The sequence below is a fragment of the Kocuria sp. LUK genome, from assembly GCF_021012935.1.
Classification (GTDB): Bacteria; Actinomycetota; Actinomycetes; order Actinomycetales; family Micrococcaceae; genus Kocuria; species Kocuria flava.
On the sequence record NZ_JAJMZI010000004.1, the window covers coordinates 68,467 to 89,506 of the forward strand.

Genomic DNA, 21,040 nt, shown 5'->3' on the forward strand with positions numbered 1-21,040 from the left:
GCACGCCGGCATATGCCGCAGTCGGCATGCTGGGGTGAGCGGGGGGTGCCCGTGCGCAGTCGGAGCGTCCGGCGGGTCGCGCCGGCGGAGAAAGTGCGCTGTGAACCTCCAGGATCCCCGACCCGGGGGACGGCCGCCAACACGAGGGCGTGCGGACCTTCAAGTTCGTACACATGACGCTGCGCGTCCCGCGCCCCCGTGCGGGACGCGGGAGCGCGGGGCGGGCGCCGTGCGGAGGACAATGGGGGCGTCCGGACACCCCGGAGACCGCATCCGAGAGGATCCCGCCATGCGCGTCGCGCTCCTGACCGCTCCGACCGCCGACCCCGCCGCCGCCCTCGGGCACCGTGCCGTGCTCGCCGCCCTGGCCGCCCGCGGGGTGGAGGTGCTCCGGTCCGCGGAGCCCTTCCCGGAGACCGCTCCCGGTCCGGGGCCGTCCGGCCCGGGGGTCGGCACCGGGCCGGGAGCGGCCGGAGCGGACGCGGCGGGCCCGGAGGCCCTTCTGGTCCTCGGCGGGACCGGGTGCGCTCCGGCGAGCGTACCCGAGCTCACCGCCTGGGGGCGGGCGGCCCGGGCGGCCCAGCGCGCCGCCCGGCCGGTGGTCGTCGTGGGCCTGGGCCTCGAGGCCGGGTGCGCGGGAGCCCAGGCCCGGCTCGTGCGCGAGCTGCTCGGCGCGGCCGACCTGGTGGGTCTGGCCGATCGGACGTCCCTGGCCGTGGCCCGGCGGCTGTGCCCGGAGCACCCCGCCCTGCGGGTCGCCGGGGACGCCTCCGTGCTCGCCGCCCCGCAGGCCCACCGCGGCCTCGAAGCGCCCGCCGCGGGGCGTGCCGCCGACGGTGCCGGGGTGGAACGGCCGCACCTGCTCGCGTGCTTCGAGCCCCACGACGGCCCCTTCTCCCCGGGCGAGGTGGCCCCGGGCCTGGCGGCCGTGCTCGACGCCCTCGCCCATCGCACGGGTGGTGCGGTCACCGTCCTCGGGGGTGCGCCCGCCGCGACGGCCGGGGGCGAGACCGCCGCGGCGGCCGGCGGAGCACCCGCCCCCGCCGCCGGGGCTCCGCCCGTCCCGGAGCCGACCCGAAGCCCGGACCGGCCCGCCGCCCCGGACGGGGCGGCGGGGGTCCCGCTGTCCGACCGCGTCGCCGCACGGCTGGCCGGACCGGCCCGTCCCACCCCGCCGGCGGGTCCGGAGTCGCTGGCCGCCCACCTGGCGGAGGCCGACTGGGTCATCACCTCGCACCCGGACCTCGTGCGCGTCGCCCTCGCCGCCGGAACGGCGGTTCTCCCCGTCGCGACCAGTGCATATGCCGATGACCGCATAGAAGGTGCGCTGACCTCGTGGGGGCTCGGCGGGCACACCGTGCCCTTCGCGGCGCTGCTCACCCCGGGACCGGCCGCCTGGGACACCCGGGACGCGGCCCAGCGCTGGGCCACCGAGGCCCTCGCCCGGCACGAGGCCTTCTGCTCGGCGCTCGCCTCGGGCGCCCCGACGGTCCGGGCGGCGGCGGAGGCCTGGTGGGACGACGCCGTCACGGCGCTCGGCGGGACGGTGCCGGACGCGCGGCCGGACGAGGCCCCGCCGCCGCGCGGCGTCGCGGCCCCCGTGGTCACCGAGCTGCGCCGCCGCCACGCCCGGCCGGCGGTCCCGCCGGTGCGCCCGACCGTGGCCGTGCTGCTGCGCACCCGCGGCGAGGAGGCGGCCCTGCTGGCCCGGGCCGTCGACGACGTCCTCGCCCAGACCTTCACCGACTGGCGGCTGCTGGTCGTGGCCGACGGCGCCGACCGTGCCGCGGTCGAGGCGGTCCTGGCGGAGCGGGCCGAGGCGCTGGCGGGCCGGGCCGAGGTGCTCCACCGCCGGCGGGACGCCGGGCCCTGGGCCGCCGCGAACCGCGGGCTGCGGGCGGCGGACTCGGAGCTCGTCGTCCTCCACGACGAGGCCGACCGCTGGCACCCCGCACTGCTGCAGCGCGCGGTCGCCCGCCTCGAGGACCCGCTGGTGACCGACGACGGGGTGCTCGTGCGCGCCCGCGCCGCCGCGCTGGACCTGGCCGACGGCGCGGTGCACGAGACCGGCCTGGGCCCGGAGCCGCCCGCCCGGGGCGAGCTGACGCTCTCCGAGCTGGTGCGGGGCGGCGGGGAGGCCCCCGGCGTGCTCGTCCACCGCCGGGCCGTCCACGACGTGCTGGGCGACTACGACGAGCAGCTCGGCACGGCGGGGGAGTGGGAGTTCCGGCTCCGGTTCCTGGAGACCTTCACCGTGGGCGTGCTCGACGGCCCGGTCGAGGCGGTCCGCGGGCGGCTGCCGGCCGGCCCCGCCCCGGCCGCTTCCGGCGGGGCCGAGCGGGAGGAGCTGCTCGTGCGCGAGCGGCACCTGAAGCAGTGGACCGCGGAGCACGGCATCGGCCTGCCGCTGCACCTGGCCCGGGAGGCGGCCGAGCACGCCGGCGGCCTCCACCGCCGCCTCGACGGGTCGGAGCAGCTGCTGCGGGAGCTGCTCGAGCTCGCCCGGGAGCAGTCGGTGCGGATCGAGCGCCTCGAGGCCGCCGCTCGGGACCGGGGTCTCCGGGGCCTGCTGCGGCGGCTGGGCCGGTGGTTCCGGGCCGGCTGAGCGCCACCGGCCGTCGTCGTCCCCCCGGTCTCTCTTCCCCGCCTCATTTCCCCGCGAGATCCCACGGTGCGCGCGAGGTCCCACGCAGCACGCGCCTGCTGCGTGGGACCTGGCGACGGGCATGGGAACTCGCGGAGAAGGGGGGTGCCGGATTTCCTGCCGGGAACGGGCAGGTTGCTTCCCGTCCGAGATGTGGATGTGACATGCTTCACCCCGGAGCGCCCCGGCGACACGAGGGGCTCCCCACGACGAGCGAGGAGTGCAGCGATGGGTTGGCTCGATCGACAGCACACGGTGGCGCCCCCGGGCTTCAACCGCTGGCTGATCCCCCCGGCGGCACTGGCGGTGCACCTGTGCATCGGCCAGGCCTACGCCACGAGCGTGTACAAGACCGCCCTGGTCGAGCACTTCGGCGCGTCCCTGACGCAGATCGGCATCATCTTCTCGATCGCCATCGTGATGCTGGGCCTGTCGGCCGCGGTCTTCGGCACCTGGGTGGACACCCACGGCCCCCGCAAGGCGATGTTCACCGCGGCACTGCTGTGGACCGGCGGCTTCCTGGTCGGCGCGCTGGGGATCTTCACCCGGCAGCTGTGGCTCGTCTACGTGGGCTACGGGGTGATCGGCGGCATCGGCCTGGGCATCGGCTACATCTCCCCGGTCTCGACGCTGATCAAGTGGTTCCCCGACCGTCCCGGGCTGGCCACCGGCATGGCGATCATGGGCTTCGGCGGCGGCGCGCTCATCGCGAGCCCGGTCTCCTCCGCGCTGCTGAGCTTCTACGACCCGGCCTCCGGCACCGAGGGGTGGGTGCCCAGCGGGGACGCCGTCGGCAAGCTGTTCCTCACCCTCGCCGTCGTCTACTTCGCCTACATGATGTTCGGCGCGTTCACCATCAAGGTGCCCCCGCCCGACTGGCGGCCGGCGGGCTTCGACCCCACCACGGTCAAGAAGCAGGAGCTCGTCACCAGGAACCACGTCTCCGCGCGCAACGCCGTGCGCACCCGGCAGTTCTGGCTCGTGTGGCTCGTGCTCTTCTGCAACGTCACCGCCGGCATCGGCATCCTCGAGCAGGCGGCGCCCATGATCCGGGACTTCTTCCGCCAGGCCGACGGCTCCTCCCTCGTGACGGCGGCCGTCGCGGGCGGGTTCGTGGGCCTGCTGTCGATCGGCAACATGGGCGGGCGCTTCGTGTGGTCGACCACCTCGGACGTCGTGGGCCGCAAGCGGATCTACCTGATCTACCTCGGCGTCGGCGCGGCGCTCTACACGGTCCTGGCCCTGTTCGGGTCCTCCTCGACGCTGCTGTTCGTGCTGCTGGCCTTCGTGATCATCTCCTTCTACGGCGGCGGCTTCGCCACCGTGCCGGCCTACCTGCGGGACCTCTTCGGCACCTACCAGGTCGGGGCGATCCACGGCCGGCTGCTCACGGCGTGGTCGGCGGCGGGCGTGGCCGGGCCGCTGATCGTCAACGCGTTCCTGGACGCCCAGGGCACCCCCGGCGAGCTCACCGCCGCGGCGTACCGGCCGGCCCTGCTGACGATGGTCGCGCTGCTCGTCGTCGGCTTCGTCGCCAACCTCCTGGTCACCCCGGTCGACGCCCGCTGGCACGAGCCCTCGGACAGCCCCGCCCACGGACGGGCCGGGACCGACGACGACGACGTACAACCCGCTGACGGCCCGGACGCCCCGGCGCCGGCCGCCGCCGCGAAGGAGGACCGGTCATGACCACAGCACGTCTCGCCCTGGGCTGGGTGCTCGTCGGGGTCCCGCTGGGCTACGGCATCGTGCAGACCCTCATGAAGGTCGCCGCCCTGTTCGGCTGACGGCCCCGCCGTCGCCGGGAGGCGGCGGGTCAGGGGGCGGTGGCGATGTCCTCCCGCAGGGCCGCCACGAACGCGTCGACGTCCTCGGCGGCCGTGTCCCACGAGCACATCAGCCGGACCTCCCCGGTGGTCCCGTCCCACACGTGGAACGGCCACCGCCGCTGCAGCCGCTCGGCCGACCCGGCGGGCAGCACCGCGAACACGGCGTTGGCCTCGACCGCCTGGGTGATCCGGACGCCGGGCACGGCGGCGAGGCCGTCGGCGAGCCGGCGGGCGGCGGCGTTGGCGTGCGCCGCGGACTCCCGCCACAGCTCGCCCTCGTGCAGGGCGAGCAGCTGGGCGGAGACGAAGCGCATCTTCGAGGCCAGCTGGGCCGAGAGCTTGCGCACGAACCGCGGCTGCCGCACGGCCGCGGGGTCGAGCACCACGACCGCCTCCGCGCCCAGGGCGCCGTTCTTCGTCCCGCCCCAGGAGACGACGTCGACGCCGGCGTCGGTGGTCAGCGCCCGCAGCGGCACCCCCAGGGCCGCGGCGGCGTTGGCCAGCCGGGCCCCGTCGAGGTGGACGCTCAGCCCGAGCCCGTGGGCGTGCTCGCACAGCGCCCGCAGCTGGTCGGGGGTGTAGACGGTGCCGAGCTCCGTCGACTGCGAGACCGTGATCGCCCGCGGCTGGGCGTGGTGCTCGACGCCGAAGCCGTGGGCCCGGCGGTCCACGAGCTCGGGGGTCAGCTTCCCGTCGGGGCTGGGCACCGGCAGCAGCTTCACCCCGGCGAGCTTCTCGGGGGCCCCGCACTCGTCCACGTGGACGTGGGCGGACTCCGTGCACACCACCGCGTCCCAGCGGTCGGTCATGGCCGCGAGGGCGACGACGTTGGCCCCCGTCCCGTTGAACACCGGGTGGCACTCGGCCTGCGCGCCGAAGTGGCGGCGGGCCACGTCCCGGAGCGCCTCGGTGTACGGGTCGGCGCCGTAGGCGCCCACGTGCCCGCCGTTGGCGGCGGCGAGGGCCTCGAGCACGGCCGGGTGGACCCCGGCGTGGTTGTCGCTGCCGAAGCCGCGGCGCGCGGGGTCGTGGCGGGTCAGGGGGCTGGAGGTCACGGGGTCCCTTTCCGGTGGCGGGGCGGCCGGGTGCCGCGTGCGCACTCTACTGCCCGAGCCGGTGCGCCAGCCGCTCCATGACCGCCCGCAGCCGCTCGGCGTCGTCGTCGTGGAGGGTGGAGAGGAACAGCTCCTCGACGTCGCGGGCGTGGGCCGGGCGCAGGCGCCGGAAGGCGCGCAGGCCCTCGTCGGTGAGCTCGGCCTCGAGGCCGCGCCCGTCCTCGGTGCAGCGCCGGCGGCGGACCCAGCCGCGCTTCTCGAGCACGCCGATCTGGTAGCTGAGCCGGCTGGGGGAGAAGACCAGGCGCTGGGCCAGCTCGCCCATCCGCAGCCGGTGGCCGGGGGCCTCGCGCAGCAGCAGGAGCACCTGGTAGTCCATCAGCGAGCAGCCGTGCTCCTTGAGCCGGGTCTCGATCTCGGTGGTCAGCCGGGCGGAGGTCTCGAAGAACAGCCGCCAGACCTCCCAGGGGTGCCCGCCGTCCGCCGGGGCGCTCACCGGGCCGTCCCGGCCAGCAGGTCGGCGAAGGCGGGCACCGCGGTCCCGTCGTACACGGGCCCGGAGGGTGCGCTCGCGCGAGGGGCGGGGCCGGCCGGCGCGGGCCCGCGGTCCGCGCCGGGGGCACCGTCCGCCCCGGCGGCCCCGGACCCGCCGGCGGCATCCGTGCCGGCACGGCCGGGTCCGCCCGCCGCCCCGCCCGTGCCGGAGGAGCCGGGGGCGCCCTGCGCGGCGGGGGCGAGGTGGCGGGCCAGCTGGGCCCCCGCGCGCCGGATGCGGGTCTCGAGCTCCGGGCCGGCCCAGTCCTCGGTGGCCGCGTACACCCCCACGGGCAGCACGAGCGCCCGCAGGTGGGTGAACAGCGGGCGCAGGGCGGTGTCGAGCACCAGGGAGTGCCGGGCGCTGCCGCCGGTCGCGGCCACGAGCACGGGCACGTCCTCGAGCACGTCCGCGCCGACCAGGTCGGCGAAGGACTTGAACAGCCCCGAGTAGGAGGCCTGGTACGTGGGCGTGGCCGCGACCACGGCGTCCGCGCGGTCCAGCACCGCCAGGGCCTGCGCGAGCTGCGGGCCGGGGAACCCGGTGAGCAGGTGGTCGGCGATCGCGTGCGCCAGCGGGCGCAGCTCGATGCGCTCGACCCGCACCGGCACGGGGGACAGGGCCTCGCGGACCGCCCCGGTCAGCCGGTCGGCCAGCAGCGAGGTCGAGGACGCGTCGGACATCCCCGCGGAGACGACCGCCAGGGTGAGCGGGCGGGGTGCGCCCGTCGTCGTCGGGGTGCTCACCGGCGGGCCTCCTCCGGGGACTGCGCGGCGCGGGCGCGCCCGGCGGGGGAGTCGCCGGTGCCGCCGGGCACCGGGTCCTGGCCGGCGCGGTGACGGGCCACCAGCGAGTCGTGGGTCGGGGCCTCGGGCACGTGCGCGGGCTTGAGCGCGGCGAACTCCTTGCGCAGCACCGGCACGACCTCCTCGCCCAGCAGGTCGATCTGCTCCAGCACGGTCTTCAGCGGCAGCCCGGCGTGGTCGATGAGGAAGAGCTGGCGCTGGTAGTCGCCGGCGTAGTCGCGGAAGCCGAGGGTCTTCTCGACCACCTGCTCGGGGGTGCCCACGGTCAGCGGGGTCTGGGCGGTGAAGTCCTCCAGGGAGGGCCCGTGGCCGTAGACCGGGGCGTTGTCGAAGTAGGGGCGGAACTCCCGCACGGCGTCCTGGGAGCGCCGGCGCATGAACACCTGCCCGCCCAGGCCCACGATCGCCTGGTCGGCCGAGCCGTGGCCGTAGTGCTCGTAGCGGGTGCGGTAGAACTCCACCATCCGCTGCGTGTGCTCGGCGGGCCAGAAGATGTTGTTGTGGAAGAACCCGTCGCCGTAGTAGGCGGCCTGCTCGGGGATCTCCGGGGAGCGGATCGAGCCGTGCCACACGAACGGCGCCACGCCGTCCAGCGGGCGCGGGGTGGAGGTGAAGCCCTGGAGCGCGGTGCGGAACCGGCCCTGCCAGTCGACCACGTCCTCCCGCCACAGCCGGTGCAGCAGGTGGTAGTGCTCGACCGCCAGCGGGATGCCCTGGCGGATGTCCTGGCCGAACCACGGGTAGACGGGGCCGGTGTTGCCGCGGCCCAGGGTGAGGTCCACCCGCCCGCCGGCCAGGTGCTGGAGGTAGGCGTAGTCCTCGGCGATGCGCACCGGGTCGGTCGTGGTGATCAGCGTGGTCGCCGTGGACAGCCGGATCCGCTCGGTCTGCGCCGCGATGCTCGCCAGCAGGATCGGCGGGTTCGCCGGGGCCACGAACGGCGGGTTGTGGTGCTGGCCCGTGGCGAAGACGTCGAGGCCGACCTCCTCGGCCTTCTTCGCGATCTCGACGGTGGCCATGATCCGCTCGTGCTCGGTGGGGGTGCGCCCCGTGGTGGGGTCCGGGGTGACGTCCCCGATGGTGAAGATGCCGAACTGCATGCCGTCCTCCTGGCCGGTCGCGGGACCCGGGCGGGCGCCGCCCGGGTCTTTAAAATTTGAACTATCTGGGCAACGCGGACCCCCGCCGGTTTGTTCCCGGCCCGTCCCCGCCCCGGTAGGGTGCGCCCCATGCGCACCGTGCGGGCCGCCGCGGCCGTCGTCCTCGACGAGCGGGGCCGGCTGCTGCTCGTGCAGCGGGGCCGGGCGCCCCAGCGCGGCCGGTGGACCCTGCCCGGCGGCGCGCTGGAGCCCGGGGAGACCGTGGCGGGCGCCGCCGTGCGCGAGGTCCTCGAGGAGACCGGGCTGCGGGTGCGGGTCCGCCGGGAGCTCGGCACGGTGCGGGTGCCTGCCGGGGAGGACCTCGTCTACGAGGTGCACGACGTCGAGGCCGTGGCCTGCGGCGGGACCCTGCGGGCCGGCGACGACGCCGCCGCGGTGCGCTGGGCCGCCCCCGGCGAGCTGGCCGGGCTGGCCACCACCGACGGGCTGATCGGCCACCTCGTGCGCTTCGGCGTGCTGCCCCGGGACCCCGCCGGCGGCTGAGGCGGGCATCCCCGGGCCGGCTGCGCGCCCGGTGCGCCCCGTCGTCGTCCCGGCCGTGCTTCCATGGACCCATGGCACGCGAACGGGGCTTCTACGTCGACACCGTCGAGCGCACGAGCACGGCCGGACCGGACGCGCTGTGGGGAGCCGTCGAGGGCCTCGGCGGCGAGCGCGGCTGGCACGGCACCGACCGCCTGTGGTTCCTGCGGGCCCTGCCCAACCGGGCGTCCCTGCCGCCCTCCCGGCTGCGCCACCGCGAGGACCCGGACCGCCTCGCCGAGGGCCGGCGCCTGGACTGGTGGACGGTCGAGGCCCTCGAGCGGGGCCGGCACCTGCGGCTGCGGTCCCTGGTCCGGATGCCCGGGGAGGCCTGGCTGGACATCGCCCTGCTCCCGGGCCCCGGCGGCACCGTCCGCTACCGCCAGACCACCGTCTTCCGGCCCGCCGGGCCCGCCGGGCACCTCTACTGGTACGCGATGCTCGTCCCGCACCGGGCCGTGCTCGGGCGCCTGGCCGACGACGTCCTGCGCGCCGCCGCCGGCTGAGCGCCCCGCCCGCCCCGGCGGACGGGATCCGGCCGGGCCGGTCCCTTCCGCAGCGGCCCGCCCCGCCGTAGCGTGGTGGCACCGGCCGACGCGCCCGGCGGCAACCGGCCGGGAGCCGGGGGAGTGCCCCGGCGACCGAGGCCGGGCGGAGCCCAGGAGCGTGCCATGCCTGCCGATGCCCCGGACCCGACCGACGACCTCGGCGTGCTCGCCGACGACGCCGTGGCCCTCGTGCGCACCTGGCTCGAGCGGGCCCGCCGCGGGCGCCGCCACCGCAGTGCCGCCGCCGACCGGCTCGCGACCGTCCTGCAGGACCCCCACGGCCTGGAGTTCACCGTGGGCTTCGTCGACCGCGTGGTGCGCACCGAGGACGAGCGGGCCGCCGCCGCGGCGCTGCACGCGCTGGCCCCGATCGTGCCCCGGACGATGCCGCGCGCTGACCGCGCCCAGCTGCGCGCCGGCGCGGCCCTGGCCCCGACCGCCCCGCAGGTGGTCGTGCCCGCCGCCCGGGCGCGCCTGCGCCGGCTCGTGGGGCACATGATCGTCGACGCCCGGCCCGGGCCCTTCGGCCGGGCCGTGCGGCAGCTGCGGGCCCAGGGCCACCGGCTCAACATCAACCTGCTCGGCGAGGAGGTGCTCGGGGCCCAGGAGGCGGACAAGCACCTCGCCGACGCCGCGGCGCTGCTCGAGCGCGAGGACGTCGACTACGTCTCGATCAAGGTCTCCTCGGTGGTCCCGCAGCTCTCCCACTGGGGCTTCGAGCGGACCGTGGCGCAGGTCGTCGACCGGCTGCTGCCCCTCTACCGCGCCGCGGCCGCCGCCCCCGCCGGCACGACGTTCCTCAACCTCGACATGGAGGTCTACTCCGACCTGCACCTGACCACCGAGGTCTTCACCCGGCTGCTGGAGCACCCCGAGCTGCGCGGGCTGGAGGCCGGGATCGTGGTCCAGGCCTACCTGCCGGACGCGCTCGCGGTCCTCCAGCGGCTCTCCGCGTGGTCGGCACGGCGGGTCGCCGACGGCGGGGCCGGGATCAAGGTGCGGCTGGTCAAGGGCGCGAACCTGCCCATGGAGCGCGTGGACGCCGAGCTGCACGGCTGGCCCCTGGCCGTGTGGGGGTCCAAGCAGGAGACCGACACCAACTACAAGCGCGTGCTGGCCTGGCTCTTCGAGCCCGGGCGGATGCGCGGGCTGCGCCTGGGGGTCGCAGGGCACAACCTGTTCGACATCGCCTTCGCCCACCTGCTGGCCCGGCGCCGCGGCGTCACGGAGCGGATCGAGTTCGAGATGCTCCAGGGCATGGCCGTGGAGCAGGCCCGGGCCGTCAGCGCCGACGTGGGGCAGCTGCTGCTCTACGTCCCGGCCGTGCGCCCGGAGGAGTTCGACGTCGCCGTCTCCTACCTCGTGCGCCGGCTCGAGGAGAACGCCTCGCCCGAGAACTTCATGTCCGGGATCTTCGCCCTCGCCCCGGACAACGAGGTCTTCCGCCGCGAGGAGACCCGCTTCCGCGCCGCCCTCGAGGCCCTCGCCGACGACGACGGCGCCGTCCCGGGCCCCGCCCGCACCCAGGACCGCGGCGCGCACGGCGCCGGCTCGGCCCACGTGCCGCTGACGGAGCCGTTCCGCAACGAGCCCGACACCGACGTCTCCCTGCCCGCGAACCAGGCCTGGGCCCAGGAGATCGGGGCCCGCATCGCCGACCGCGCCTGGTACGGGGCGCTGCCCGTCCCCGAGCCGTTCGGCCCCGGCGACGTCGACCGGGTCGTCGCCACCGGCCGGGCCGCCGCCGAGGGCTGGCGCGCCCGCGGGGCGCGGGAGCGGGCGGAGATCCTCAACCGGGCGGCCGACGTGCTGGCCGCCCGCCGCGCGCACCTGCTCGCCGTCGCCGGGGCCGAAGCCGGCAAGACCCTCGACCAGTCCGACCCCGAGGTCTCCGAGGCGGTCGACTTCTGCCGCTGGTACGCCCGCCGCGCCCTCGAGCTCGAGGACGTCGACGGCGCCCGGTTCGTCCCCGACACGCTGGTGCTCGTCACCCCGCCGTGGAACTTCCCGCTGGCCATCCCCACCGGCTCCACCGTGGCGGCCCTGGCCGCGGGCGCCGCCGTGCTGCACAAGCCCGCCCCGGAGGCCCGGCGCTGCTCGACCGCCGTGGTCGAGGCCCTGTGGGCGGCCGGGGTGCCGCGGGACGTGCTCCAGCTCGTCGACTCCGTCGAGGGGGAGACCGGCCGGGCGCTGGTCTCCCACGAGGGCGTGGACCGGGTCGTGCTGACCGGTGCCTACGAGACCGCCCGGCTGTTCAGCGGCTGGCGGCACGGGCGCGGCCTCACGGCGGAGACCTCCGGGAAGAACGCCCTGGTGATCACCCCCAGCGCCGACCGGGACCGGGCCGTGGAGGACCTCGTCGCCAGTGCCTTCGGCCACGCCGGGCAGAAGTGCTCGGCGGCGTCCCTGGGCATCCTCGTGGGCAGCGTGGCCCGCTCCGAGCGCTTCCGCCGCCAGCTGCTCGACGCCGCCTCGTCCCTGGTCGTCGACCGGCCCGAGAACCTGCAGGCCACCGTCGGGCCGGTCGTGGGCGAGCCGGGGGAGAAGCTGCACCGGGCCCTGACGCGGCTCGAGCCGGGGGAGGAGTGGCTGCTGGAGCCGCGCCCGCTCGACGACACCGGGCGGCTGTGGCGGCCCGGGATCCGCACCGGGGTCGCCCCCGGCTCCTTCTTCCACCGCACCGAGTGCTTCGGGCCCGTGCTCGGGCTGATGAGCGCCGAGGACCTGCCCGAGGCCCTCGAGCTGCAGAACGCCGTGGACTACGGGCTCACCGCCGGGCTGCACTCCCTGGACCCCGACGAGATCAGCACCTGGGCCGAGCTCGTGCAGGCCGGCAACCTCTACGTCAACCGGGGCACCACCGGGGCGATCGTGCGCCGCCAGCCCTTCGGCGGCTGGAAGCGCTCCGCCGTGGGCCCGGGCACCAAGGCGGGCGGACCCCACTACCTCGCCGGCCTCGGCACCTGGGAGAAGGCGCCCTTCGCGACCGGCGGCACCGGCGCCCGGCTCGACCCCGAGCTCGCCGCCCACCTCGAGGCCCTCGCCCCGCCGCTGCCCGAGCCCGACGCCGCGTGGCTGCGCGCCTGCGCCGAGCACGACCAGAGCTGGTGGGAGCTCGAGTTCGGCCGGGCCCACGACCCCAGCGGGCTCGCGTGCGAGGCCAACGTGCTGCGCTACCGCCCGCGCGACGTCGTCGTGCGCGCCGCCGAGGACGCCCCGCTCACGGACGTGGCCCGGGTCGGGCTGGCCGCGGTGCGCTCGGGCTCCCGGGTGGTGCTCGCCCCCGCCGCGGAGGTCCCCGCCCCGGTGCGCGAGCTCTTCCGCGCGGTGCTCGACCCCTGCGCCGACGAGGCCTTCGCCCGCGTCGCCGCCGACTGGGCCGAGTCCGGCACCGCCGGGCGGATCCGCGTGGTCGGCACGGCCCCCGGGCTCGCCGCGGCCCTCGCCGGGAGCCCGGAGACGGCTGTGCTCGCCGGGCCCGTCGTCGGCGCCTCCCGGGTCGAGCTGCTGCACCTGCTCGCCGAGCAGTCCGTCTCCGTCACGACCCACCGCTTCGGCAACCCCTCGCGGGACGCGCAGACGGTCGTGCGCCGCCTGCTCGGGGGCGCCGCCCCGGCCGACGCGGACGCGCAACGGTCGGACTTCTAGCCGTTCGTCCTGGTCAGCGCCCCGCCCCGGTGCCAGCATGAGCCCATGCGCGCCTCCTCGAGAACCTTTGCCCTCGGACTGGCCGGGGCGCTCGCCCTGCCCGGCACCGTCCTCGCCGGCCCCGCGGCCGCCCACGAGCGCCCGCCGCACGAGCGCCCCGGGCACGCCCGGGGCGGCGGCCCGCCCACGGCCGAGCCGCCCAAGGTCCCGCAGATGAGCGGGCGCGGCGGGGCGGTCTCCTCCGTGGACCCCGTGGCCAGCCGGGTCGGCATCGACGTCCTCGAGCGCGGCGGCAACGCCGCGGACGCCGCCGTGGCGATGGCCGCGACCCTCGGGGTGACCGAGCCCTACTCCGCGGGCATCGGCGGCGGCGGCTTCTTCGTCCACTACGACGCCCGCACCGGGGAGGTCCGCACGATCGACGGCCGCGAGACCGCCCCGGCGACCTACGACGAGGACGAGTTCCTCGGCGCGGACGGCGAGCCCCTCGACTTCGACACCGTGGTGAACTCCGGCAAGTCCGTGGGCGTGCCCGGCACCCTGGCCACCTGGGAGGCCGCGGCCGAGGAGTTCGGCACGATGGAGCTGGGCCGGCTGCTGCACCCCGCCGAGCGGATCGCCCAGCGCGGGTTCGCTGTCGACGCGAACTTCGCCGAGCAGACCGCGGCCAACGCCGAGCGCTTCGCGCAGTTCCCCGAGACCGCCGAGACCTTCCTCGTCGACGGGCAGGCCCCCGAGGTCGGCACCGTCTTCCGCAACCCCGACCTCGCCCGCACCTACCGGACCATCCGTCAGCAGGGCACCGAGGCCTTCTACGAGGGCGGCATCGCGGAGGCCATCGTGGCCGAGGCCCGCACCCCGACCACCGCCGAGGGCGTGGAGGTGCTGCAGGGCGAGCTCACCCTCGAGGACGTCGCCTCCTACGAGGCGCTGTTCGGCGAGCCCACCCGCAGCGAGTACCGGGGCCTGGAGGTCTACGGCATGGGCCTGCCCAGCTCCGGCGGCACCACCGTGGCCGAGACCCTGAACCTGCTCGAGGCCTACGACGAGCGCACCGGGGAGACCCTGTCCGAGGTCCCCGAGGAGCAGTACCTGCACCGCTTCGCCGAGGCCACGGCCACCGCCTTCGCCGACCGCAACCGGTGGGTCGGCGACGTCGCGGACGTGCCCGTCGCCGAGCTCACCGGCCAGGCCTTCGCCGACGAGCGCGCCTGCGGCTTCGACCCCGCGGCCGCCCGGCCGCGCCCGGTCCCGTTCGGGCAGCCCGACGGCGACTACGCCGCGTGCGGGGCCGCCGCGCCCGCCCAGGAGGCCGTGGCCGGCGGGGTGTCGACCACGCACCTGAACGTCGCCGACCGCTGGGGCAACGTGGTCGCCTACACCCTGACCATCGAGCAGACCGGCGGGTCGGGGATCACGGTGCCGGGCCACGGGTTCCTGCTCAACAACGAGCTCACCGACTTCGAGTTCGCCCCGATCACCGAGGGCGTGCCCCACCCGAACCTGCCGGGCCCCGGCAAGCGGCCGCGCTCGTCGATGAGCCCCACCGTCGTGCTGCGCGACGGCGAGCCGTGGCTGGCCGTGGGCACCCCGGGCGGGGCCACGATCATCACCACGGTCGCCCAGATCGTCACGGGCCACGTCGACCGCGGGCTGCCGCTCGTCGACGCCATCGCCGCCCCGCGGCTGAGCTCCCGCAACGGGGAGACCGCCGGCGCCGACCTCGGCCTCGCCGGCTCGTCCCTCGGCGCGCAGCTGGGCGGGCTCGGCCACGAGCTCGAGGACGTGCGCTGGATCGGCAACGCCTCGGCGATCCGCATCCTCGGCGACGGCCGCTTCGAGGCCGCAGCCGAGACGGAGCGCGGCCACGGCGGCTCCGCCATGGTGGTGCGCCCCGACCGCTGACCCGTTCCCCAGCCCTCCCGCGGGGCCCGCACCGCAGCGCCGGTGCGGGCCCCGCGGCCGTGCGACCTCTCGGCTATCTAGTCATACAAGTTGTCCACTTGTACTATTGGAGTGTTCCGCACCACCCGTCGACGAGGAGCCCTCCCGTGACCTGCACCCCGGACGCCGTCCGCCACGTCCAGCTCTCCACCGCCACCCTGCCCCTGGCCACCCCCATCTCCGACGCCAAGGTCTTCACCGGCCGGCAGCGGCCGATGACCGAGGTCGTGTTCCTCTTCGCTGAGATCACCACCGCGCAGGGGCACACCGGGCTGGGCTTCAGCTACTCCAAGCGGGCCGGCGGCCCGGCCCAGTACGCCCACGCCAAGGAGGTCGCCGAGGGTCTGGTCGGCGAGGACCCCAACGACATCGCGCGGATCTACGACAAGCTCCTGTGGGCCGGCGCCTCGGTCGGGCGCTCCGGGGTGGCCACCCAGGCCCTGGCCGCGATCGACATCGCCCTGTGGGACCTCAAGGCCAAGCGCGCCGGGCTGCCCCTGGCCAAGCTGCTGGGCGCCCGCCGCGACTCGGTGCGCACCTACAACACCTCCGGCGGCTTCCTCAACGCCTCCCTCGAGGAGGTCACGGAGCGGGCGACCCGCTCCCTCGAGGAGGGCATCGGGGGGATCAAGATCAAAGTCGGCCTGCCCGACTCCCGCGAGGACCTGCGCCGGGTCTCCGGGGTCCGGGAGCACATCGGCCCGGACGTGCCCCTGATGGTCGACGCCAACCAGCAGTGGGACCGCGCCACGGCCCTGCGCATGGGCCGCCGGCTCGAGGAGTTCGACCTCACCTGGATCGAGGAGCCCCTGGACGCCTACGACGCCGAGGGCCACGCCGCACTCGCGGCGGCCCTCGACACCCCCGTGGCCACCGGTGAGATGCTCGCCTCCGTGGCCGAGCACGTGCGCCTGATCGAGGCCCGGGCCTGCGACATCATCCAGCCGGACTGCCCGCGCGTCGGCGGGATCACCCCCTTCCTGCGCCTGCTCACCCTCGCCGACCACCACGGCCTGGACCTGGCCCCGCACTTCGCGATGGAGATCCACCTCCACCTCGCCGCTACCTACGCCCGGGAGCCGTGGGTCGAGCACTTCGACTGGCTGGACCCGCTGTTCGACGAGCGCCTCGAGACCGAGGGCGGGCGCATGCTGGTGCCCGACCGCCCGGGGCTCGGGGTGAGCCTCAGCGGGCAGGCCCGCGCCTGGACCACCGAGACCGCCGGCTTCGGGCGGGCCTGAGGGACCGTCCGGGCACGGTGCGGCGGCCCCGCCCCGGGATCCGGGGCGGGGCCGCCGCACCGTGCCCGCGGCGCCCGCAGGAGCTCAGCGCAGCAGCAGGGTGGCCAGCAGGACGGCGGGGAAGGACAGCAGCGAGCTGACGAGGATGATGTCCCGGGCCGCGTCGGCCGGCATGCGGAACCGGGAGGAGAACAGGAAGACGTTCTGGGCGGTGGGCAGGGCCGCCATGACGACGACGCCCAGCAGTTCCGTGCCCGCCAGCCCGAAGCCGAAGCGGGCCACCAGCCACGCCACCGCCGGCATCACCGCGAGCTTGACGAGGGTCCCGGTCACGACGTCGGGCACCAGTGCCCGGTGGCGGAACGGGCGGCGGCCGTGCAGGCTCATCCCGAACAGCAGGAGCAGCAGGGGCACGGAGGAGTGCCCGAGCATCTCCAGCGGGGTCCACAGGATCGCGGGCAGCTCCACGCCCGTCGCCGCGACGAGCACGCCCAGGGCCGTGCCGACCGTCACGGGATTGGCCACCGAGCGGGCGACCGTGCGCGCGGTGGCACCCGGACCGGCCTCCGCCGCCCCGGGCCCGCCCCGGGGCCGGGTGAGCCAGGAGAACAGGACCAGGTAGACCGGTGCGATCACGAGGAGCTGGGCCAGCAGCACCGAGACGACCGGGGCGGCGCTGCCCACGGCGTAGAGCGCGATGGGCAGGCCGATGTTGCCGGCGTTGACGTAGGAGGAGGCCATCGCGCCCACGGCGGTGCGGGCGCCGCTGCGGCGCAGCAGCAGAGCGCTGACCAGGGCGAAGACCGCCCCCGCCACCGCGGCGGTGACGAGGGCGATCGGGGTGTAGACCCCCAGCACGGCGCCGAGGTCGGTGCCGGCGACGAGCACCAGCATCAGCGCCGGGTTCGTGAGGTGGTAGACGACGGGGGTCAGGCCCCGGCGGATGTTCCCGGTCTCGCCGGGCAGCAGCACGGCGGTGGCGAAGCCGGTGGCCGCGATCACGGCCACCACGCCGAAGCCCAGGAGCACCCCCGTCATCCGCCCGTCCCCCTCCCGGTCAGCGGACCAGGCAGGGGCGCTTGGGGTCGAAGGCCCAGCCCTCGATCAGGTACTGCATCGCCACGGCGTCGTCCCGCGCGCCCAGGCCGTGCTCGAGGTAGAGCTCGTGGGCCGCGGCCAGCCGCTCCCGGTCCAGCTCCACGCCGAGGCCCGGTGCCGCGGGCACGCGGACCTCCCCGTCGCGGATGCGCAGGGGCTCGCGGGTCAGGCCCTGCCCGTCCTGCCAGATCCAGTGCGTGTCCAGGGCGGTGATCTCCCCCGGGGCGGCCGCGCCCACGTGGGTGAACATCGCCAGGGAGATGTCGAAGTGGTTGTTGGAGTGCGACCCCCAGGTCAGCCCGAACTCGTGGCAGAGCTGGGCCACGCGCACGGAGCCGGCCATCGTCCAGAAGTGCGGGTCCGCCAGGGGGATGTCCACCGCGTTCGAGCGCACGGCGTGGGACATCTCCCGCCAGTCGGTCGCGATCATGTTCGTGGCCGTGCGCAGCCCCGTGGCCCGGCGGAACTCCGCCATCACCTCGCGACCGGAGAACCGGCCCTCCGCCCCGCACGGGTCCTCGGCGTAGGCGACGACGCCCTGCATGCGCCGCCCGAGCCGGACCGCCTCCTCGAGCAGCCAGCCCCCGTTGGGGTCCAGGGTGATCCGGGCCCCGGGGAAGCGGTCCTTGAGGGCGGTGACGGCGTCGACCTCGACGTCCCCGGCCTGCACCCCGCCCTTGAGCTTGAAGTCCGTGAACCCGTAGCGCTCCCGGGCGGCCTCGGCGAGGCGGACCACCGCCTCCGGGGTCATGGCCTCCTCCCGGCGCACCCGCTCCCAGGCGTCCGCGCCGGAGGGCTCGCGCAGGTAGGGCAGGTCGGTGCCGTCCGGGTCGCCCACGAAGAAGAGGTAGCCGAGCATCGGCACGGCCGCGCGCTGCTGGCCGTCGCCGAGCAGCTCCGCCACCGGCACGCCGAGGAACTGCCCGTGCAGGTCCAGCAGGGCTGACTCGAGCCCGGTCACGGCGTGGACCGTGGTGCGCAGGTCGAAGGTCTGCAGCCCGCGCCCGCCGGCGTCGCGGTCGGCGAAGGCGGCGGCGACCCGGCGCAGCAGGGTGCGGTACAGGGCCACGGGCTCGTCCACGAGCAGGCTGCCGGCCTCCTCGATGGTGGCGCGGATCCGCTCCCCGCCGGGGACCTCGCCCAGACCCGTCCGGCCCTCGGAGTCGGTGAGGACGACGACGTTGCGGGTGAAGAACGGACCGTGGGCGCCGGAGAGGTTCAGCAGCATGGAGTCGTGCCCGGCCACCGGGACGACCTCGGTGCGGACGATCGTGGGCCGGGTGCTCATGCGCGGTCCCCCTCGGTGTGCTCGGCCGGCTGGAGGCGGCCGTCGACCCGGCGGGTGAGGTGCCAGGGGTTGGCCTCCTGCACCGGGGGCGGCAGCAGGTCGCCGGGGAGGTTCTGGTACGCCACCGGGCGCAGGAAGCGCTCGATCGCCAGCGTGCCCACGGACGTGGTCCGGGCGTCGGAGGTCGCCGGGAACGGGCCGCCGTGGACCATGGCCTCGCCGACGTCCACCCCGGTGGGCCAGCCGTTGGCGAGGATGCGCCCGACCTTGCGCTCGAGCACCGGCAGCAGGGCCGCGGCGACCGGGTGGTCCTCCTCGGCCAGGTGCAGCGTCGCGGTCAGCTGGCCCTCCATGCGGCGGACCGCCCCGAGCAGCTCCTCGGGGGAGCGGTAGCGGATCACCAGGGAGGCGGCGCCGAAGATCTCCTCCTGCAGCACCGGGTTGGCGCGGAAGGTCGGGACGTCGGACTCGAAGACCACCGGGGCGGGGGCGTGCTGCGTGCTGCCCTCCGCGCCGCGGGCCACGACCCCCACGCCCTCCTGGGCGCCGAGCGCGTCGACGCCCTCCCGCCAGGACCCGGCGATCCCGGGGGTGAGCATCGTCTGGCCGGCCGCGTCCGCCAGGGCCCGCTCGACGGCGGCGAGGAAGGCCTCGCCCGTCTCCCCGGCCGGGACGAACAGCAGCCCCGGGGCGGTGCACAGCTGGCCGGAGGAGCCGGTGAGGGAGGCGACGTAGCCGCGGGCGAGCGCCTCGACGTCGCCGCGCAGGGCGCCCTCGAGGACGACGACGGGGTTGATCGAGCTCATCTCGGCGTAGACGGGGATCGGCACCGGGCGGGCGGCGGCCGTGGCCATGAGGGCGGTCCCGCCCGCGCGGGAGCCGGTGAAGCCCACCGCCGTGATGCGGGGGTCCCGCACCAGGGCCTGGCCGATGCTCGCGCCGGGGCCGTAGACGAGGGAGAACACCCCGGGGTGCAGCCCGCACGCGGCCACGGCGTCCGTGACGGCCCGGCCGACGAGCTCGCCGGTGCCCGGGTGGGCGTTGTGCGCCTTGAAGACCACCGGGCAGCCGGCGGCCAGGGCCGAGGCGGTGTCCCCGCCGGCGGTGGAGAACGCGAAGGGGAAGTTGCTCGCGCCGAAGACGGCCACCGGGCCGAGGGGGACCTTGCGCTGGCGCAGGTCCGGGCGGGGGAGCGGGGTGCGGTCGGGCAGCGCGTGCTCGACGCGCACGCCGCGGTGGTCGCCCTGGCGCACGACGGACGCGAACAGTCGCAGCTGGCCGGTCGTGCGGGCCAGCTCCCCGTTCAGGCGCGCCGCGGGCAGCCCCGTCTCGGCGCCGGCGCGCTCGACGAGCTCCCCGGCCACGGCCTCGATGTTGGCGGCGATCCGCTCGAGAAAGCCGGCGTGGGCCTGCGGGTCGAGGTCGCCGAAGGACGCGGAGGCCTCCTCGGCGGCCGCGGTGGCCTCGGCCAGCTGCGCCTCGTCGAGCAGCGTGTAGGCGGGCCCGAGGTGCTCGCCGGTGGCCGGGTCGACGGCGCGGGTCGTGCCGCCGGCGCCGGGGACCTCCCGCCCGGCGAGGATCGAGTGGCCGGTCAGGGTGGTGGTCGTGGTGGTCATGGGTGCGGACTCCTCTGCTGGTCTGCGGTGCTGGTCTGCCGGTCGGCTCCGGTGCGGCGGCTCAGGCGGTCAGCAGGACGTTGGCGTCGATGAGGGCCTTGAGGTCGGCCAGGTCCCGGGGGGTGAGGTCCTGCAGCGGCGGGCGCACGCCGCCGGCGTCGCGGCCCACGGCCCGGAGCCCGCCCTTGATGATCGAGACGCCGTAGCCCTTGGCGCGGTCGCGGATCTCCAGGTAGGGCAGGACGAACCGGTTGAGCTTCTCGGTCACGGCCGCCCGGTCCTGGGCGCGCACGTCGCGGTAGAAGGCCAGGGCGAACTCGGGGACGAAGTTGAACATGGCCGAGGAGTAGGTGCTCATCCCCAGCTGCAGCAGCGGCAGGGCGAAGGTCTCGGCGGTGGGCAGCCCGCCGAGGTAGAACAGCCGGTCGCCGTTGCGGGCGTACACCTTCGTGAGGTGCTCGATGTCGCCGATGCCGTCCTTGAAGCCGATGAAGTTCTCGTGGCGCTCGGCCAGGCGGGCGACCGTCTCGGCGGAGTAGACGGCGTTGGCGCGGTTGTACACGATGACCCCGAGCCGGGTCGCGGAGCAGACGGCCGAGGCGTGGGCGAGCAGCCCGTCCTGGTCGCACTCGGTGAGGTACGGGGGCAGCAGCAGCAGGCCCTCGGCCCCGGCGGCCTCGGCGTCGCGGGCGTTGCGCACGGCCTGCGCCGTGGCGCCGGCCGCCGGGGCCAGCACCGGGACGCTCTCCCCGACCTCGTCCACGGCGGTGCGCACGACCGTGGCGATCTCCTCGGGGGTGAGGGAGAAGCCCTCGCCGGTGCCGCCGGCGGCGAAGAGCCCGGCCACGGGGTGGGAGGCCTGCCAGGCCAGGTGCTCCCGGTAGGCGGTCTCGTCGAAGAGCAGGTCGTCGTCGAAGGCGGTGACGGGGAAGGAGAGCAGTCCGTCCTTGAGGTGCTCCGCGAGTTCGGAGGGCGTGCGCTGGGCCACGGGGTCGTCCTTTGTTCCGGGCCGGTGCGGCCCATCGGTGATGTCCGTCTCACCGTAGGAAGCATTCTCGATGCCTGTCCAAGCCATTCTGCGTATGGGGTGATGCCCTCCAGGTATC

Annotated in this window: 15 protein-coding genes; 7 read left to right on the forward strand and 8 right to left on the reverse strand. The window is 76.0% G+C overall.

Annotated elements, in window-relative coordinates; all coding sequences use genetic code 11:
- The first annotated feature begins 289 nt into the window (after window positions 1–289).
- Both LQU92_RS08250 and LQU92_RS08255 read left to right on the forward strand, forming a co-directional pair.
- Window positions 290–2,605 carry a glycosyltransferase family A protein gene (locus LQU92_RS08250; protein ID WP_230779799.1) on the forward strand — a complete coding sequence of 772 codons (2,316 nt, stop codon included), beginning with the start codon at window positions 290–292 and terminating at the stop codon, window positions 2,603–2,605.
- A gap of 267 nt (window positions 2,606–2,872) precedes the next feature.
- Complete coding sequence (locus LQU92_RS08255) at window positions 2,873–4,333, forward strand: OFA family MFS transporter (RefSeq protein ID WP_230779802.1); 1,461 nt, start codon at window positions 2,873–2,875, stop codon at window positions 4,331–4,333.
- Window positions 4,334–4,460: 127 nt separating this feature from the next.
- On the opposite strand, the gene LQU92_RS08260 is transcribed toward LQU92_RS08255, so the two are convergent.
- Genes LQU92_RS08260 through LQU92_RS08275 form a run of 4 tightly spaced genes read right to left on the reverse strand, consistent with a single transcriptional unit; the run spans window position 4,461 to window position 7,969 of the window.
- Window positions 4,461–5,528: a low specificity L-threonine aldolase gene (locus tag LQU92_RS08260; protein WP_230779804.1), complete on the reverse strand. Its 1,068-nt coding sequence runs from the start codon at window positions 5,526–5,528 to the stop codon at window positions 4,461–4,463.
- A 46-nt stretch (window positions 5,529–5,574) separates the two neighbouring features.
- Window positions 5,575–6,024: a MarR family winged helix-turn-helix transcriptional regulator gene (locus LQU92_RS08265; RefSeq protein ID WP_230779807.1), complete on the reverse strand. Its 450-nt coding sequence runs from the start codon at window positions 6,022–6,024 to the stop codon at window positions 5,575–5,577.
- Window positions 6,021–6,809, reverse strand: a complete 789-nt coding sequence (locus LQU92_RS08270) for a CE1759 family FMN reductase (RefSeq protein ID WP_230779810.1) — start codon at window positions 6,807–6,809, stop codon at window positions 6,021–6,023. The genes LQU92_RS08265 and LQU92_RS08270 overlap by 4 nt, the downstream gene beginning before the upstream one ends.
- Entirely contained in the window at window positions 6,806–7,969 is a 1,164-nt protein-coding gene (locus tag LQU92_RS08275; protein WP_230779812.1) for an LLM class flavin-dependent oxidoreductase, read from the reverse strand. The genes LQU92_RS08270 and LQU92_RS08275 overlap by 4 nt, the downstream gene beginning before the upstream one ends.
- Before the next feature lie 129 nt (window positions 7,970–8,098).
- On the opposite strand from LQU92_RS08275, the gene LQU92_RS08280 reads away from it, so the two are divergent.
- From LQU92_RS08280 to LQU92_RS08300, 5 genes are all read left to right on the forward strand, one after another.
- Window positions 8,099–8,512, forward strand: coding sequence for an NUDIX hydrolase (locus LQU92_RS08280; RefSeq protein ID WP_230779814.1), 414 nt, complete (start codon window positions 8,099–8,101; stop codon window positions 8,510–8,512).
- A gap of 71 nt (window positions 8,513–8,583) precedes the next feature.
- Window positions 8,584–9,057 carry a DUF2867 domain-containing protein gene (locus tag LQU92_RS08285; RefSeq protein ID WP_230779816.1) on the forward strand — a complete coding sequence of 158 codons (474 nt, stop codon included), beginning with the start codon at window positions 8,584–8,586 and terminating at the stop codon, window positions 9,055–9,057.
- Window positions 9,058–9,222: 165 nt separating this feature from the next.
- A complete protein-coding gene (locus tag LQU92_RS08290; RefSeq protein ID WP_230779818.1) occupies window positions 9,223–12,747 on the forward strand; it encodes a proline dehydrogenase family protein in 3,525 nt (1,174 codons plus the stop codon).
- 45 nt (window positions 12,748–12,792) lie between these two features.
- Window positions 12,793–14,652: a gamma-glutamyltransferase gene (gene ggt, locus LQU92_RS08295; RefSeq protein WP_230779820.1), complete on the forward strand. Its 1,860-nt coding sequence runs from the start codon at window positions 12,793–12,795 to the stop codon at window positions 14,650–14,652.
- Between the two features lie 146 nt (window positions 14,653–14,798).
- Window positions 14,799–15,932, forward strand: coding sequence for a mandelate racemase/muconate lactonizing enzyme family protein (locus LQU92_RS08300; RefSeq protein WP_101851478.1), 1,134 nt, complete (start codon window positions 14,799–14,801; stop codon window positions 15,930–15,932).
- 84 nt (window positions 15,933–16,016) lie between these two features.
- Here the strand turns inward: LQU92_RS08300 and LQU92_RS08305 are convergent, their stop codons facing one another.
- From LQU92_RS08305 to kdgD, 4 genes are all read right to left on the reverse strand, one after another.
- Window positions 16,017–16,970, reverse strand: a complete 954-nt coding sequence (locus LQU92_RS08305) for an AEC family transporter (RefSeq protein WP_101851479.1) — start codon at window positions 16,968–16,970, stop codon at window positions 16,017–16,019.
- A gap of 19 nt (window positions 16,971–16,989) precedes the next feature.
- Window positions 16,990–18,318, reverse strand: a complete 1,329-nt coding sequence (locus LQU92_RS08310) for an enolase C-terminal domain-like protein (protein ID WP_230779821.1) — start codon at window positions 18,316–18,318, stop codon at window positions 16,990–16,992.
- A complete protein-coding gene (locus tag LQU92_RS08315; RefSeq protein WP_230779822.1) occupies window positions 18,315–19,934 on the reverse strand; it encodes an aldehyde dehydrogenase (NADP(+)) in 1,620 nt (539 codons plus the stop codon). The genes LQU92_RS08310 and LQU92_RS08315 overlap by 4 nt, the downstream gene beginning before the upstream one ends.
- Window positions 19,935–19,995: 61 nt before the next feature.
- Window positions 19,996–20,922, reverse strand: coding sequence for a 5-dehydro-4-deoxyglucarate dehydratase (gene kdgD / locus LQU92_RS08320; RefSeq protein WP_101851482.1), 927 nt, complete (start codon window positions 20,920–20,922; stop codon window positions 19,996–19,998).
- Between the last annotated feature and the right edge of the window lie 118 nt (window positions 20,923–21,040).

Coding starts and splice junctions, on each gene's coding strand:
- LQU92_RS08280 (WP_230779814.1), top strand. CDS start 8,099: ATGCGCACCGTGCGGGCCGCCGCGGCCGTCGTCCTCGACGAGCGGGGC.
- LQU92_RS08255 (WP_230779802.1), top strand. CDS start 2,873: ATGGGTTGGCTCGATCGACAGCACACGGTGGCGCCCCCGGGCTTCAAC.
- LQU92_RS08285 (WP_230779816.1), top strand. CDS start 8,584: ATGGCACGCGAACGGGGCTTCTACGTCGACACCGTCGAGCGCACGAGC.
- LQU92_RS08290 (WP_230779818.1), top strand. CDS start 9,223: ATGCCTGCCGATGCCCCGGACCCGACCGACGACCTCGGCGTGCTCGCC.
- LQU92_RS08310 (WP_230779821.1), bottom strand. CDS start 18,318: ATGAGCACCCGGCCCACGATCGTCCGCACCGAGGTCGTCCCGGTGGCC.
- ggt (WP_230779820.1), top strand. CDS start 12,793: ATGCGCGCCTCCTCGAGAACCTTTGCCCTCGGACTGGCCGGGGCGCTC.
- LQU92_RS08275 (WP_230779812.1), bottom strand. CDS start 7,969: ATGCAGTTCGGCATCTTCACCATCGGGGACGTCACCCCGGACCCCACC.
- LQU92_RS08250 (WP_230779799.1), top strand. CDS start 290: ATGCGCGTCGCGCTCCTGACCGCTCCGACCGCCGACCCCGCCGCCGCC.
- LQU92_RS08305 (WP_101851479.1), bottom strand. CDS start 16,970: ATGACGGGGGTGCTCCTGGGCTTCGGCGTGGTGGCCGTGATCGCGGCC.
- LQU92_RS08315 (WP_230779822.1), bottom strand. CDS start 19,934: ATGACCACCACGACCACCACCCTGACCGGCCACTCGATCCTCGCCGGG.